The sequence below is a fragment of the Rhodococcus qingshengii JCM 15477 genome (assembly GCF_023221595.1).
In the GTDB taxonomy this organism is placed as follows: domain Bacteria; phylum Actinomycetota; class Actinomycetes; order Mycobacteriales; family Mycobacteriaceae; genus Rhodococcus_F; species Rhodococcus_F qingshengii.
In genome coordinates this window covers 3735360-3748720 of sequence record NZ_CP096563.1, presented here as the reverse complement: position 1 = coordinate 3748720, position 13361 = coordinate 3735360, and the positions used below count along the sequence as shown (strand labels likewise).

Genomic DNA, 13361 nt, shown 5'->3' with positions numbered 1-13361 from the left:
GGTCGTGAGACCTGCCCGCTGACGGTCACGAGAACTGCCCGGTGGTGGCCATGGGATCTGCCCAGTGGGCTTGCGGCCACCACCGACCAGAGCACTCAGCTCAAGGGACTCACCCCTCGGCCGGCGAGTGCCTGGGTAAGTCGCACGGAGTCTCCGCTGGTCTGGCACACGTGGGCGTGGTGCAGTAGCCGGTCGACGGTGGCGGTCGCCAGCGTCTTGGGCATCAGCTCGTCGAACCCGGACGGGTGCAGGTTCGAGCTGATCGCGACCGACCGCTTCTCGTAGGCGGCGTCGACGAGCCGGTAGAGCCCCTCGGCGGCATCCTGGGCGACCGGCAACAGGCCGATGTCGTCGACGACAACGAGATCGGCGCGCAGCACACGGGCGATGGCCTTGGACACCGTGTCGTCGGCACGATGGCGGCGCAGCAGGACCCCGAGGTCTTCCAGGGTGAACCAGGCGACCTTCAACCCGGCCTCGACGGCTTGGTGACCGAGTGCCTCCAGTAGGAACGTCTTCCCGGTCCCCGACGGCCCGCACACGACGAGGTTTTCCCGACGGTGGACCCATTCCAGGGTGCGGAGTGCCTGCTGGGTCGGTGCCGGGATCGAGGATGCCTCGGGCTGCCACGCATCGAACGTCTTCCCGGTCGGGAACCCCGCAGCCGCCCTGCGGGTGGCCAGTGCGGAGCGTTCCCTTCCGGCGACCTCCTCGGCGAACAGAGCCTTGAGCACCTCGGCGGGCTCCCAGCGTTGGGCCTTCGCGGTCGCGACGACCTCCGGTGCGTGGCGACGGATGTGGGGCAGCCGAAGCCGCCGCAAGAGGTCCTCCAACTCGGCCGGCAACGGCGGCGCGGACGCCATCGATGGTGTGGTGGTCTTGGTCGTCATCGGGTCACCTCGTTCCCCTCGCGGCTGTCGTGCTGGCTGTCGTGCTGGCCGAGACGTGCCCATCCGGCGGTGCCCTGGGTCAGCGACCGTTCTTCGCCGGCACGGTGCTCGCCAACAGCGGGTTGCCGGGCGTGGTGGTCGAGGATCGAGGACAGATCGGCCTCGGCGAACCGGCCGTGGACGGCGGCGTGGCCGAGTGCCCAGTCGACCTCGACGGGGTCGAACAGCTTGGCCAGGCTGAGGGCTTCGGCCATCTTGACCCTCATCCGCGGCGTGCCCGCCGCAGCGGCCTCGACCAGCCACAGGCGGGCGCCCTCGCCCAGGTCGAGGAACTCGGCTTCCGCTGGGTTCTTCGCTCGCGGCTGCCGGTTCAACGGACCTTCCGGCTGCGGTGGGAAGTGCTCGTCGTTGATCCTCGGCGTGCCCGGCGTCGCGCGCGCGTGGCGGGCGACCTCGGCGGGTCCGTCCTCGCCGACGTGAACGATGACGACCTCCTCGCCGTCGCCGAGTCCTTGGGCACGAACCCACACCGTGGCGCCGAGCAGGGTGTGTGGCACCGAGTACTGGCCGGACTCGAACATCACCATCGGCGTGTTGCCCGGCACTACCCGGGTGGTGCCGAACGCGACTGTGTGCGGCTGTGTCGGGACCGGGTGTAGCCGTGTCCGCTCTTCGGCCAACATCTCGACCGGTGGCCGCTTCGTGGTCCGGTGAGCCCGGGTGTTGACCTTCTGACAGAACGCCTCACACGCCTCCTCGAGCTCGCTAAACGACGCGTACTCCTCACGCAGGTTGGTGTCCTTGGGCACCAGGTCGGCCTTGCTGATCTTCACCGACGACTCGGTGCCGCCCTTGGACGCCGGATCCGCCGGCACACAGGTGTGGACCACGACCGAGTAGTGCTCGGCGAAGGTGACGAGCTGTCCGTTGCGGACCGGGATCCCGGCGATGTGCTCGGTCGTGACGGTCTTCTCGTTGTCGGTCAGCACGTAGGTCGGCACCCCACCCAACCGGCGGAAGGTCTGGTCCAGCGCGGCGAACACGGACGGCATGGTCTTATCGCGCAGCGCGATCACGACCCGGAACCGCGACCACGCCAGCCACGCCACGAACAGAACCGTCTTGACGCCGTCGACGACAGGTCCGTCGCCGTAGTCGTACTGCAGCCACATCCCCGGCTCGGTGACCCAGGGCCGGTGGACCCGCACATGTCCTGACCGGTATGACTTCTTCACCGATGCGACCGCACGACGGGTGGTGCGCTCCGAACCCTTGTAGCCCATCGCGAGCAGCTTCTCGTGCGCTCTGTCGGCACGGACCTTGCCCTTGGACCGCTCGACCCACTCCTCGACCTTGGGCAGGTACTCATCGATCAACTGCGGCCGAGTCACGGCCTTGTCCAGCTCACCCCCGGCAGCACGGCGGTCCACGTAGTGCTTGACCGTGTGGTGCGAGCATCCGGCCAGCTCGCCGGCATCACGCAACGACCCTGTCAGGTCGTAGGCATCCAGGATTTCCATGATCTCCTCGGCAGACTTCAAGTTGTCCCTCCTCAGGGCGACGGGCGCTTCAGCACCGCCGATCGCACCTGAGGAGGGGCCTCAACCGTCGGAGCCGGTGAGGCAGACGACGTCGTGTCGGGCAGATCCCATGACCGCCACCGGGCAGGTTTCATGTCCGCCAGCGGGCAGTTTCGTGGCCGTCTCCGGGCAGAATTTCATGGCCGCCGACAACCGTTTCGCTTTTCGGATCCGTGCACGCTGCAGATAACTGCGCGGCGATTCCCCGGTCTCGTCCTTGAACTTCCGAAGCATGGTTCGGGTGCTGAGGTGAAAAGCACTCGACAGCAGATCCAAGTCGTAAGGTTCCGCCATCCGTTCGACCAGCCACCTTCCGACGTCGTCGGCAAACTGTGTGTGTTTGGCGGGCAGCATCGAGTCGAGGATGTACGGAGCTTGACTGGTTCGGTTTTCGGGCGCCAGCGTAATTCTTGCGGTCGTACGCGCAATCTTGTCGCCGAGATGCTCGCGCACGAGTGCTGTTGCGAGGTCGAGCGCGGCGGTGAACGCAGCAGTGGTGGTGACGCCGTCGTCCTGGACGATCAACGAGTCGGTTCGAACCGTCGCACCGGGGTAACGACTCGCGAGGTCCGCACCGTACAGCCACGACGTCGTACATCGGCGTCCGTCGAGCAGTCCCGCCTCCCCCAGCAGATACGCGCCGACGCAGACCGACGACACCCGAACGCCGCGCGCCTCGCACGCACGGATGAACTCGATTTCTCTGTCCCACAGCGACAAACGCGTCGCAGGGTCTTCGGACGGCACGAGTTCGAACCCCGGCACAACCAGGTGATCGATGTCGTGATGCCCCTCCTGCACGCCGAGCGAAAATCCACCTGCCGCAACGACGGGCGTGCCGGACGCTGCGATGACCGATACCTCGAAGGGGTCGGCGGGCGCTCCATCAGCGACGCGATTGGCGATCAGGAGAAGGTCGGTGAAAACGAAGATCTCGGCCGCGAGGCAACCTTCGTACGCAAGGACACCTACTCGCACGACGTCGGATCACAGTCCGAGAGTGAGGCCGACGGCCGTAAGCGTCACAGTGAGTTCGAGTGCGAATCCGAGAACGTCTCCGTTGAGTCCGCCGAATCTACGGACGCAGTGACGCACGCACAGCACACTGATCACCAGCGCCGACGCGGTCACGAGAGGGCCGAGCCACCACCGGTCGGTGGCAAAGCCGGAAGCGGCGATCAGCGGAACCGACCACACGATTGCGGCCCACAACGGTTGTGAATCGGCGACGAGCGCACCGAATCCGCTCGGGCCAGACGCGAGAATACCTCGGCGGCAGGCAAAAACGACGGCCACACGACCCGCAGCGACAGATACGAGAACGGCGATCCACTGCGTGGGGGAGTCGGCAACAGCGAGGACGCCGAAGGAGACCGATTGCAGCCCAAGGAAGATGAACAGCGCCGCGACCCCGAACGGTCCGGCACCGCCGCTGTGCATGACCTCGCGGGCGCGCTCCGGTGGACCGTAACAACCCAGTCCGTCGACGGAGTCTGCCAGTCCGTCCACGTGCATCCCGCGTGTCCCGAGAGCGAGCGCACCTACCGTCAGCAAGCCTGCGAGATAGGGATTCAGGCCGACACTGGTTGTGCCCCAGAGCAGAAACGTCGCGGCAATGCCGAGAGCGATCCCGGTGAGCGGAGCTGCCGCGATGGCGCGACGGCCGGCAGTTCGGTCGATGTCGGAGGGACCACGAACCGGAAGGACCGTCAGCCACGAGAAGGCCAGTGGCACTCCGGACAGCGGGCCCGCCACCCTCACTCCGCCGTATCGGTCTTGGTCAGGTCGATCGACTCGGGTTCGTCGGCAGGTGCCCTGCCCTGAGTGCTGACGCCGGCTTCGGAGAATGTCGCCATCTTGCCCAGGATTGCCACTGCGCCCTGAAGAATCGGGAGCGCTGTGACTGCGCCTGAACCTTCACCGAGACGCATGTCGAACTCGACGATCGGGTCGAGACCCATTCGGGTCAATGCGATGGTGTGGGCAGGTTCGGTGGAGCGGTGTCCGGCGACCCACCATTCACGTGCGCCGAAAGCCAGTTCGTCGGCAACCATGGCGGCTGCGGTGACCACAACGCCGTCGAGGATCACCGGCGTACGACGCGAAGCTGCCTGGGCCAGAAAGCCGGCCATCGCGGCGAGGTCGGCACCCGAAGACGTGCGCAGCAGCGCGACTGTGTCGCGAACGTGCGGACGGGCACGCCGGAGAGCGTCGCGAATCGCTGCGGTCTTGCGGATCCATCCGGCGTCGTCGATACCGGTACCTCGACCCACGACCGCGACGGGTTCACTGTCCGTGAGTGCGGCGATGAGTACGGTTGCGGGCGTCGTATTGCCGATGCCCATGTCGCCGGCGATGAGAAGATCTGCGCCCCCGTCGATTTCCTCGTCCGCGATCGCTCGGCCGGCGGCGATGGCCTGAAGGGTTTCCTCGTTCGACATGGCGTCTTCGCGGTCGATGGACCCGGAAGACCTGCGCACCTTGTGGTTCGAGACGGACGGATCGGTATCGCCGTCCACTGCGATGTCGACGACGCGTACCGTGGCGCCGGCAACCTCGGCGAGGACGTTGACTGCCGCGCCGCCCCCGAGGAAGTTGGCGACCATCTGTGCGGTCACTTCCGGCGGATAGGCGGAGACGCCATTGCGGGCGATTCCGTGATCACCCGCGAACACGACGACGCGAGGCCGAGCGAAAGCGTGTGGGGGACAAACTCCTTGGCAGGCTGATGCCCAGCCGGCGAGAGCCTCCAGTCGGCCCAGCGAACCGGCCGGCTTGGTCAGATCACGCTGACGCGCATCGGCCTGCGCTCGCACCTCGCGGTCGGGCGGGGTGACGGGTTCGAAGTCGGCGCTACTGACTGGCGCGACGTCAGGGTTGGCATCTGGATTCGCCCCTGAAATGGCCCCTGGATTGGCCTCGGTACTCACATCGTGCCTTCCGGTTGTGCAGCAGTATCTTTCAAGATGAGCGGTAACCCTGCAACCACTAGTACGACACGATCGCACACCGCGGCGATACGAGCGTTGAGAGTGCCGATCTCGTCGCGGAACAATCGTCCGGACCGCGTCTCGGGGATGACGGCCAAACCCACTTCGGGGCTGACCAGCACCAGGTGTCCGCGATAGTTCTCGACACTGGCGACCAGGCTGTCCGCAGCGGGAGTGACGGTGCCGCGCGGAGCGTCCCAGGCGCCTTGCCGATCGAGTTCCGCGGTCAGCCACGTTCCCAGATCGTCGACCAACGTCGCTGTGTGTGAATCGCTTTCGAGCTGCGCCGCGAGATCGCCGGCATCTGCGGTTTCGACCGTCGACCAATGGGAAGGCCGCCTGTTGCGGTGTTGGTCGATCCGGCTCTCCCAGTCTGCGTCGGAGACATCGCGCCTTGCCGTCGCCAGATACCGGATCGGTGCCGAACTTTCGGGTAGGTGGCCTCCACAAACCAAATCCTCGGCGTGCGCGGACTTACCAGACCGCGCGCCGCCGAGGACCAAAGTTCTATACGTGTTCGTCACGCTCAGATTGCGTCGCCCGGCCCCACACGAGGCTTCGGTGCGCGCAGCTTGCGGATCTGCGACGCGCGAACGAACGCGTACCAGCCGAGCTTGAAGCCGCCGTCGGTGCTGTCGGGGAAGCGCTCGGCGACGCGGTTGTTGATCATGCGACCGAGCCAGATGCCTTCACCGACCATGAAGAGCATCATCACGAGCATTGCCAGTGTGACGATCTGCTGGAGCGCGGGCGTGACGAACATAGTCATGATGAGGATCAACGCGAGCGGCATGAACAGCCCGACGAGGTTGCGGCGAGCGTCGATGAAGTCGCGGACGTAGGCGCGAACCGGTCCCTTGTCGCGGGGGAGCAGGTACTTGTCCTCGCCGGCGAGCATGCGGGCGCGGCGGTCTGCCGACGATGCGCGACGCTCGGCGGCTTCGGCCTTGCGGTCCTCCTTGGAGCCGCGGGTCGCCTTGCGGCGGGCGCGGGCTTCCTTCGCGGTCAGCGGGGCAGGGGCAACGGGGCCACGCCTCTTCGCCTCGGCGTCACGACGCTTGGGTGTGGGGCGGCCCTTGCCCACCTGCTCGATGGGCGCCTCTTCGGAGGCCGAGGATGCCTCAGTGCCCTCGACGTCACGTTTGTCGGAGTTGTCTGAGTCACCGCGGCGTAACAATTTCACACCTCCAGGCTATTGGATAAGTGCACGGTCTGGGAAACCGACCTCGGTCTTTCTGAAAAACCCAATCGCCCGAGGCACTGAAACGCGCGAGATCGTGAAACATCGGGGTCATTCGGGACTCTTAGACTTCGGCTATGCGGGTAATAGTTGCTCCAGATTCGTTCGGTGAGACGTTGACGGCCGTCGAAGCGGCCGAATCCATTTCTGCCGGTTGGCGACGTGGCCGACCCGAAGACGACGTCGTCACCGCGCCACAATCCGACGGTGGTCCGGGATTCGTCGACGTCTTGGCCACGGCCGGGGGCGACATCCGGACTGCACGGGTGTCCGGGCCTTTGACCGCCGCCGTCGACGCCACGTGGCTGTTCGATTCGGACACGGCGTACATCGAGTCCGCCGAGGCCGTCGGGCTCGGCCTGCTCGGAGGTCCGCCGACGCGGGACACCGCACTCGCCGCGCACAGTCTCGGTGTGGGAGAGCTGATTGCTGTCGCGCTCGAGGCAGGCGTGAAGACGGTTGTCGTCGGACTCGGTGGGAGTTGCTGCACCGACGGGGGACGTGGACTGGTGGAGGCGCTGGGCGGCCTGCAGGCTGCAACGGCGGCTACGGCAGGCATTCAGTTGGTCGCCGCCACCGACGTCGAACACGTACTTCTCGGCGAGCACGGTGCGGCAGCGGTGTTCGGCCCGCAAAAGGGCGCCGACGCCGAAGCCGTCGCAGTCCTCGAAGCGAGCAACGCGAGATGGGCCGAACAGTTGGAGTCCGTCACCGGAAAACGAGTGTCGAGTTTTCCGGGTGCCGGCGCCGCGGGTGGTATCGGTGCCGCGCTCTTTGCGCTCGGTGCACAGCGGCGATCCGGGGCCGACGTCGTCGCGGATCGCACCGGACAGGCCGCGCTACTGGCTTCCGCTGACCTGGTGATCACGGGCGAAGGCAAGTTCGACCACCAATCTCTGCGCGGCAAACTCGTCACAACGCTCGCTTCGGCGGGGGCAGCGCACGGCGTTCCGACGCTCGTCTTTGCCGGCCAGGTGACGCTCGACGAGGCGGACTATGCGTCGACCTCGATAGTCGCGGCGAAGTCGGTGACGGATTTCGCCGGGTCGGTGGAACGTGCGATGGAGGAGGCGTCGGCGTGTCTCGAGGGACTCGCCGAACACACGGCGCGCGAGTGGAACATCTGGCGCGGCGTCCGGAGTTGAGGATCCACAAGCGTCGACGCGCCGTTGCCGTGTCGGGAAGACCGGATAGGATGAAGACGAATCGCACCCGGTAAAGGACTGGCGGGAATAAGTCGGCAGCGGCGTACCGTTGAAGCGTTCACGGGTTGGTACGAACATTAGGGAGAGCCCATGACTGTGCAGAACGAGACCGCCACCCACGGCGTCAAGATGACCGAGGCCGCGTCCGCCAAGGCGAAGGCACTCTTCGATCAGGAGGGTCGCGACGACCTCGCGCTGCGTATTGCAGTGCAGCCCGGCGGCTGTGCCGGACTGAAGTACCAGCTGTTCTTCGACGACCGCACGCTCGACGGTGACCTCACTGTCGACTTCAACGGCGTCAACCTGGTTGTCGACCGGATGAGCGCGCCGTACGTCGAAGGTGCGTCCATCGACTTCCTCGACACCATCGAGCAGCAGGGCTTCTCGATCGACAACCCCAATGCAACAGGCTCCTGCGCCTGCGGTGACTCGTTCAACTGAGTCTGTCGATCACAACTCAATTCACGAACAACTGACGCGGAACCGACATTCGGTTTCGCGTCAGTTGTTTGTGGTGACTCGTACGTAGACCGTTCCGATCCGACAGCTCTGGCGCCGATGACGGCGCTACGGGCGGTAACGTGAACTTTTGCTCCTCTTTCATTCATATACTCACTTCGCTGAAAGGCCACGATCCGTGACTATTGCGGTAACCGGTTCCATCGCCACCGACCACTTGATGCGCTTCCCCGGCCGCTTCGCCGATCAGCTCCTCGCCGATCAGCTCGCCCACGTTTCGCTGAGTTTCCTGGTCGACGATCTCGTGATTCGCCGCGGTGGTGTCGGCGGCAACATCGCTTACGCCATGGGCGTGCTCGGTGGGTCCCCGCTACTCGTCGGCGCAGTCGGTGCCGACTTCGCCGAGTACCGCACGTGGCTCGAGGACAACGGCGTCGACTGCAGCGCGGTCCGTATCTCGGACAAGGCACATACGGCGCGTTTCGTGTGCACCACCGACGAGGACATGGCGCAGATCGCGTCGTTCTACCCCGGTGCGATGAGCGAGGCTCGCGAGATCGAACTCGCGGCAGTGGCCAAGACTGCGGGCGCAGTCGAGTTGGTGCTGATCGGCGCCAACGACCCCGAGGCCATGGTTCGCCATACCGACGAATGCCGTCTGCTCGGGATTCCGTTCGCAGCGGATCCGTCGCAGCAGCTTGCCCGCCTGTCCGGTGACGAGGCCAAGGCGCTCATTCACGGCGCGAAGTACTTGTTCACCAACGAGTACGAGTGGGGTCTGCTTCAGCAGAAGACTGGTCTGAGCGAGGAAGAGATCCGCGCGCAGGTCGGCATCCGTGTCACCACCCTCGGCTCCAAGGGTGTGGAAATTGTTGACGCCGAAGGTAATTGGGTGCGCGTCGACGTAGTGCCCGAGACCGGCAAGGTGGATCCGACGGGCGTTGGTGACGGCTTCCGCGCCGGGTTCCTGCTCGCACACGGCGCCGGTCTGAGCTTTGAGCGTGCTGCACAGTTGGGATCTTTGGTCGCTGTGTTGATTCTCGAGACCGTGGGAACGCAGGAGTGGGTGTTCAATCGCGACGAGGCACTCAAGCGCCTTACCGACGCATACGGCAGCGCGGCAGCGGACGAGATCGCGACGATCCTGCCGAAGTAGGGCTCCGCCCCGTGAGTGGTTGAGGAGTCCGGAGACTCCCTAACCGCTCACGGGGCCGAAGGCCTAGATATTGACCGGGTACACCGGTTCCTGGATCTGCGGCACGATGCGCTTCTCCACGAAGATTCCGTGCCAGACCATGAAGGTCAGGACGGTCCACAGGCGTCGGCTGTGGTCGGACACGCCCTCGCGGTGATCGTTGAGCATCTTCACGACGGCCTGCTTGTCGAAGATGTGGTCGGTACCCGACTCCTCGATCTGCAGATGTGCCCAGTCGAAGAGTTCGGTGCCGCGCAGCCAGTGGCGTAGGGGAACCGGGAATCCGAGCTTCGCACGGTGCAGAACATGGTGCGGCACAATGCCTTCCAGGGCCTGGCGCAGTGCGTACTTGGTTGTGTCCTTCGTGATCTTCTGATCGAGCGGTACGCGTGACGCGACGTCGAAGACCTCGGGATCGAGGAACGGCACACGCAGTTCCAGCGAGTTGGCCATCGTCATCTTGTCTGCCTTGACGAGGATGTCGCCGCGCAGCCAGGTGAACAGGTCGAGATGCTGCATCCGCGCAACCGGATCCCAGTCCCGTGACTGCGCGTAGATCGGCGCAGTGACGTCCTGGTGAGTCCACTCGGGGCGGAAATCGCGCAGGACGGCGCGGAGCTGAGCGTCGTTGAAGCTACGAGCATTTCCGTAGTAGCGCTCCTCGAGCGTCAAGGAACCGCGGTTGAGCAGACTCTTGCCGCGAGTGCCGTCCGGGATGCGTTCGGACAACTTGCCGGCAGCCCGACGCAGTCCCTTGGGGAGGTACTCGAAAGGCTTGAGCGACAACGGCTCACGGTAGATCGTGTAGCCGCCGAACAGCTCGTCAGCACCCTCGCCGGACAGCACGACCTTGACGTGCTTGCGCGCTTCCTTCGCGATGAACCACAGCGGAATCAATGCCGGATCGGCTACCGGGTCGTCGAGGTACCAGACGATCTCGGGAATGGCAGCGGCGAACTCGGCGGGGGAGACCACCTTGACGACGTGCTTCGCGCCGATCGCTGCGGCAGATTCTGCAGCGACGTCGACCTCGGAATAGCCCTCACGTTCGAAACCGGTCGTGAACGTGATCAGGTTGGGGTTGTGGCGCATCGCCAGCGCCGCGATCGCCGTGGAGTCGATACCACCGGACAAGAACGAACCGACGGTGACGTCGGCGCGCATGTGCTTGGCGACCGAATCCTCGAGTGCCTCGGCGATTTCCTGGTAGCGCGCCTTCTCGGTGCCAGGTGCAAAAGGCTTGGCCGGGAACTTCGGCGTGAAATACCGCGTGAACGTGGGCTCCTCGCCCGGACGCACCCGAGCGAAGCTGCCCGACTCCAGGCGTCGGATCTGCTTGTGCAGTGTTTCCGGCTCCGGTACGTACTGCAGAACGGTGTAGTGCTCGATGGCACGCGGATCCAGCTCGGTACCGATGCCGATCAGATCGGTGAGTTCGAGCAGGCTCTTCTTCTCGCTGCCGAACGCGGTGCCGCCGGCGCCGGTCGCGATGAACAGCGGCTTGATCCCGAATGGATCGCGCGCGATGAACAGCTCGCGTGTGTCGGTGTCCCAGATCGCGAACGCGAACATTCCGCGCAGGCGCCGGACCGCGTCCTCACCCCAGTAGTGGAATGCAGCGACGATGGCCTCGGAGTCGCCCTCGGTGAAGAACTTGGCGTCGTGGTCCTTGACCAGTTCGGCGCGGATCTCCAAGTAGTTGTAGATCTCGCCGTTGAACGTGAGCGCATAACGCTCCGGGTTCTCCGGTGGGCCCCAACGCAGCGGCTGGTGGGAATGAGCGATGTCGATGATCGCCAGGCGGTTGAACCCGAAGACGAGGTGATCGTCGTTCCACGTCCCGTGTTCGTCCGGCCCGCGGTGACGAAGGCAATGCATCGCCTGGTCGACCCGCGAGACGGCGTCCTCGCTGGTTCCGCCAGATGTCAGTAGCCCGAGCAGTCCACACACAGCGTCCGGTTCCTCGATTCAGAATTTTTGTACAGAAGGCTCCCGGACACGAGTGTCGGGGAGAGGTCAACGAACTCTTGACGAAAGTATGCCGCAGATCGACGTCCCTGCCGATCGCGGCGGAACCAATCGACGTGATGTGCGTCGCCGAAACGACCTGAGCCGTTCCTGAGCAGCACCTGAGAGAGCTGTGTGACGTCCGCCGCGACACGGGCGAGGACCCGAGGATGGATAGCGCCCGGCTTTGGTCTACGCTGCGTAGTAATTGGGCCTTCCCTCCGGGCATGCCCTAGTTGAATTTTGTGGCGATCAGGAAGGCGTGAACGTGGCGCAAGGTCGGATCCTTCGGCGAGCGGGGCTGGCAGTATCTCTGGGCATTGCTGCCTTGCTGCTGTCGGGTTGCTCCATCGACAACGAAGTGCTTCGTTTCGGGTGGCCTTCGGGCATCACCCCGGAGGCGACGCGCATGCGTGAGCTGTGGACGTGGTCGGTTGTAGCCGCCCTCGTCATGGGTGTGCTGGTGTGGGGGTTGGTCTTCTGGGCCGTCATCTTCCACCGTAAGAAGAAGGACTCGCCGGAATTCCCGCGTCAGACGGCATACAACGTGCCGCTCGAACTCGGTTACACGGCAGTTCCCTTCGTCATCATCGCGGTTCTCTTCTACTTCACCGTCATCGTTCAGAACCATGTTCTGGACAAGACGGACAATCCTGACGTCGTCGTAGACGTCACGGCCTTCCAGTGGAACTGGAAGTTCGGCTACCGCTCCATCGAGTTCGGTGACGGCTCCGCTAAGTACAACGGAATCGACGTCGAGGCCGAAGAGGCTGCAAAGACCGAGGGTTCCACCGTGAACGAACACGGGGAAGAAGTCCCCGGCCCGATCCACGGCAACAGCACCGAGGACCTGAGCTACCTGCACTACGACAAGATCGAGACCGTCGGCTCCAGCCAGGAGATCCCGATTCTCGTTCTGCCCACCGGCAAGCGGATCCAGTTCGAACTTGCTTCCTCGGACGTCATCCACGCTTTCTGGGTGCCTGAGTTCCTGTTCAAGCGCGACGTTCTCCCGAACCCCAAGGAGAACCACTCGGACAACATCTTCCAGATCAGTGAGATCGAGAAGGAAGGCGCGTTCGTCGGGCGTTGTGCAGAAATGTGTGGCACGTTCCACGCGATGATGAACTTCGAGGTTCGTGCGGTTTCGCCCGAGGACTTCGCCAAGTACATCGAACTGCGCAAGGGTGACGCGGAGGGCAAGGGTGGTCTGACGACCGCCGAGGCTCTGCAGGCAATCGGTCAGTCGCCGGTGGCTACGTCGACCACGCCGTTCAACACCGACCGCGAGTACCGTCAGGCAACCGTCGCCACTGCAGGCAACTGAGCCGGCCAGCCTCTTCACTGAACAAGGACAAGTGCTGATATGAAGATCGAAGCCAAGCTCTTCGAGATCCTGACGATGTTCTTCATTCTCGTCGCGATCATCTACGGAGTGTTCACCGCTCTGTCACGCACAGGTATCGAGTGGGCCGGACTGACGGCCATCGTCCTGTCTGCAGGTCTGACGCTCATCGTGGGTACCTACTTCCGCTTCGTCGCCCGTCGTCTGGACACCCGTCCCGAGGACTACGACGACGCTGAAATCTCGGATGGTGCAGGAGAACTGGGCTTCTTCAGCCCGGGTAGCTTCTGGCCGATCCTGCTTGCCGCTGCTGCTGCACTCGCGGCAGTGTCGCTGGCGTACTTCCAGCCGTGGCTCATCGCAGTCGCAGTTGTCTGTGTGCTCGCCGCAGCCGCAGGCCTGGTGTTCGAGTACTACACCGGACCCGAGAAGCACTAGTTTCACCCGCAC

Annotated in this window: 13 protein-coding genes; 5 read left to right on the top strand and 8 right to left on the bottom strand. The window is 64.6% G+C overall.

Going from position 1 to position 13361, the window contains the following annotated elements; genetic code table 11:
- Nucleotides 1-95 precede the first annotated feature (95 nt).
- The 7 genes from istB to M0639_RS17000 are packed head-to-tail and all read right to left on the bottom strand — an operon-like array spanning nucleotide 96 to nucleotide 6643.
- Complete coding sequence (istB, locus tag M0639_RS17030; protein WP_183591811.1) at nucleotides 96-890, bottom strand: IS21-like element helper ATPase IstB; 795 nt, start codon at nucleotides 888-890, stop codon at nucleotides 96-98.
- Nucleotides 887-2431 carry an IS21 family transposase gene (gene istA / locus M0639_RS17025; protein ID WP_064075337.1) on the bottom strand — a complete coding sequence of 515 codons (1545 nt, stop codon included), beginning with the start codon at nucleotides 2429-2431 and terminating at the stop codon, nucleotides 887-889. Before istA ends, istB begins: the two co-directional genes overlap by 4 nt.
- A 60-nt stretch (nucleotides 2432-2491) precedes the next feature.
- Nucleotides 2492-3448 (bottom strand): GlxA family transcriptional regulator, encoded by a 957-nt coding sequence (locus tag M0639_RS17020; RefSeq protein ID WP_248671206.1) that lies wholly within the window; start codon nucleotides 3446-3448, stop codon nucleotides 2492-2494.
- Nucleotides 3449-3457: 9 nt separating this feature from the next.
- Nucleotides 3458-4225, bottom strand: a complete 768-nt coding sequence (locus tag M0639_RS17015; protein ID WP_080572302.1) for an adenosylcobinamide-GDP ribazoletransferase — start codon at nucleotides 4223-4225, stop codon at nucleotides 3458-3460.
- A 2-nt stretch (nucleotides 4226-4227) separates the two neighbouring features.
- Nucleotides 4228-5373, bottom strand: a complete 1146-nt coding sequence (cobT, locus tag M0639_RS17010; protein ID WP_058039510.1) for a nicotinate-nucleotide--dimethylbenzimidazole phosphoribosyltransferase — start codon at nucleotides 5371-5373, stop codon at nucleotides 4228-4230.
- Between the two features lie 23 nt (nucleotides 5374-5396).
- On the bottom strand, nucleotides 5397-5984 hold the full coding sequence (gene cobU / locus M0639_RS17005) for a bifunctional adenosylcobinamide kinase/adenosylcobinamide-phosphate guanylyltransferase (protein WP_064075447.1): 588 nt from the start codon (nucleotides 5982-5984) through the stop codon (nucleotides 5397-5399).
- 2 nt (nucleotides 5985-5986) lie between these two features.
- The gene (locus tag M0639_RS17000; protein ID WP_007730051.1) at nucleotides 5987-6643 is read right to left on the bottom strand and encodes a DUF3043 domain-containing protein; all 657 of its coding nucleotides are present in this window, start codon (nucleotides 6641-6643) and stop codon (nucleotides 5987-5989) included.
- Between the two features lie 134 nt (nucleotides 6644-6777).
- On the opposite strand from M0639_RS17000, the gene M0639_RS16995 reads away from it, so the two are divergent.
- From M0639_RS16995 to M0639_RS16985, 3 genes are all read left to right on the top strand, one after another.
- Entirely contained in the window at nucleotides 6778-7845 is a 1068-nt protein-coding gene (locus M0639_RS16995) for a glycerate kinase family protein (protein ID WP_064075446.1), read from the top strand.
- Nucleotides 7846-7995: 150 nt separating this feature from the next.
- Nucleotides 7996-8346: a HesB/IscA family protein gene (locus M0639_RS16990; protein WP_007730053.1), complete on the top strand. Its 351-nt coding sequence runs from the start codon at nucleotides 7996-7998 to the stop codon at nucleotides 8344-8346.
- Between the two features lie 196 nt (nucleotides 8347-8542).
- The gene (locus M0639_RS16985) at nucleotides 8543-9520 is read left to right on the top strand and encodes a carbohydrate kinase family protein (protein ID WP_003941700.1); all 978 of its coding nucleotides are present in this window, start codon (nucleotides 8543-8545) and stop codon (nucleotides 9518-9520) included.
- Nucleotides 9521-9583: 63 nt separating this feature from the next.
- Here the strand turns inward: M0639_RS16985 and asnB are convergent, their stop codons facing one another.
- Nucleotides 9584-11509, bottom strand: a complete 1926-nt coding sequence (asnB, locus tag M0639_RS16980; RefSeq protein WP_003941790.1) for an asparagine synthase (glutamine-hydrolyzing) — start codon at nucleotides 11507-11509, stop codon at nucleotides 9584-9586.
- 319 nt (nucleotides 11510-11828) lie between these two features.
- Between asnB and ctaC the strand changes: the two genes are divergently transcribed.
- Together ctaC and M0639_RS16970 are read left to right on the top strand one after the other, a co-directional pair.
- A complete protein-coding gene (ctaC, locus tag M0639_RS16975; protein WP_030537048.1) occupies nucleotides 11829-12893 on the top strand; it encodes an aa3-type cytochrome oxidase subunit II in 1065 nt (354 codons plus the stop codon).
- Nucleotides 12894-12932: 39 nt separating this feature from the next.
- Nucleotides 12933-13349 carry a cytochrome c oxidase subunit 4 gene (locus tag M0639_RS16970; RefSeq protein ID WP_003941723.1) on the top strand — a complete coding sequence of 139 codons (417 nt, stop codon included), beginning with the start codon at nucleotides 12933-12935 and terminating at the stop codon, nucleotides 13347-13349.
- Nucleotides 13350-13361 lie beyond the last annotated feature (12 nt).

Coding starts and splice junctions, on each gene's coding strand:
- istB (WP_183591811.1), bottom strand. CDS start 890: ATGACGACCAAGACCACCACACCATCGATGGCGTCCGCGCCGCCGTTG.
- M0639_RS16990 (WP_007730053.1), top strand. CDS start 7,996: ATGACTGTGCAGAACGAGACCGCCACCCACGGCGTCAAGATGACCGAG.
- M0639_RS16995 (WP_064075446.1), top strand. CDS start 6,778: ATGCGGGTAATAGTTGCTCCAGATTCGTTCGGTGAGACGTTGACGGCC.
- M0639_RS16970 (WP_003941723.1), top strand. CDS start 12,933: ATGAAGATCGAAGCCAAGCTCTTCGAGATCCTGACGATGTTCTTCATT.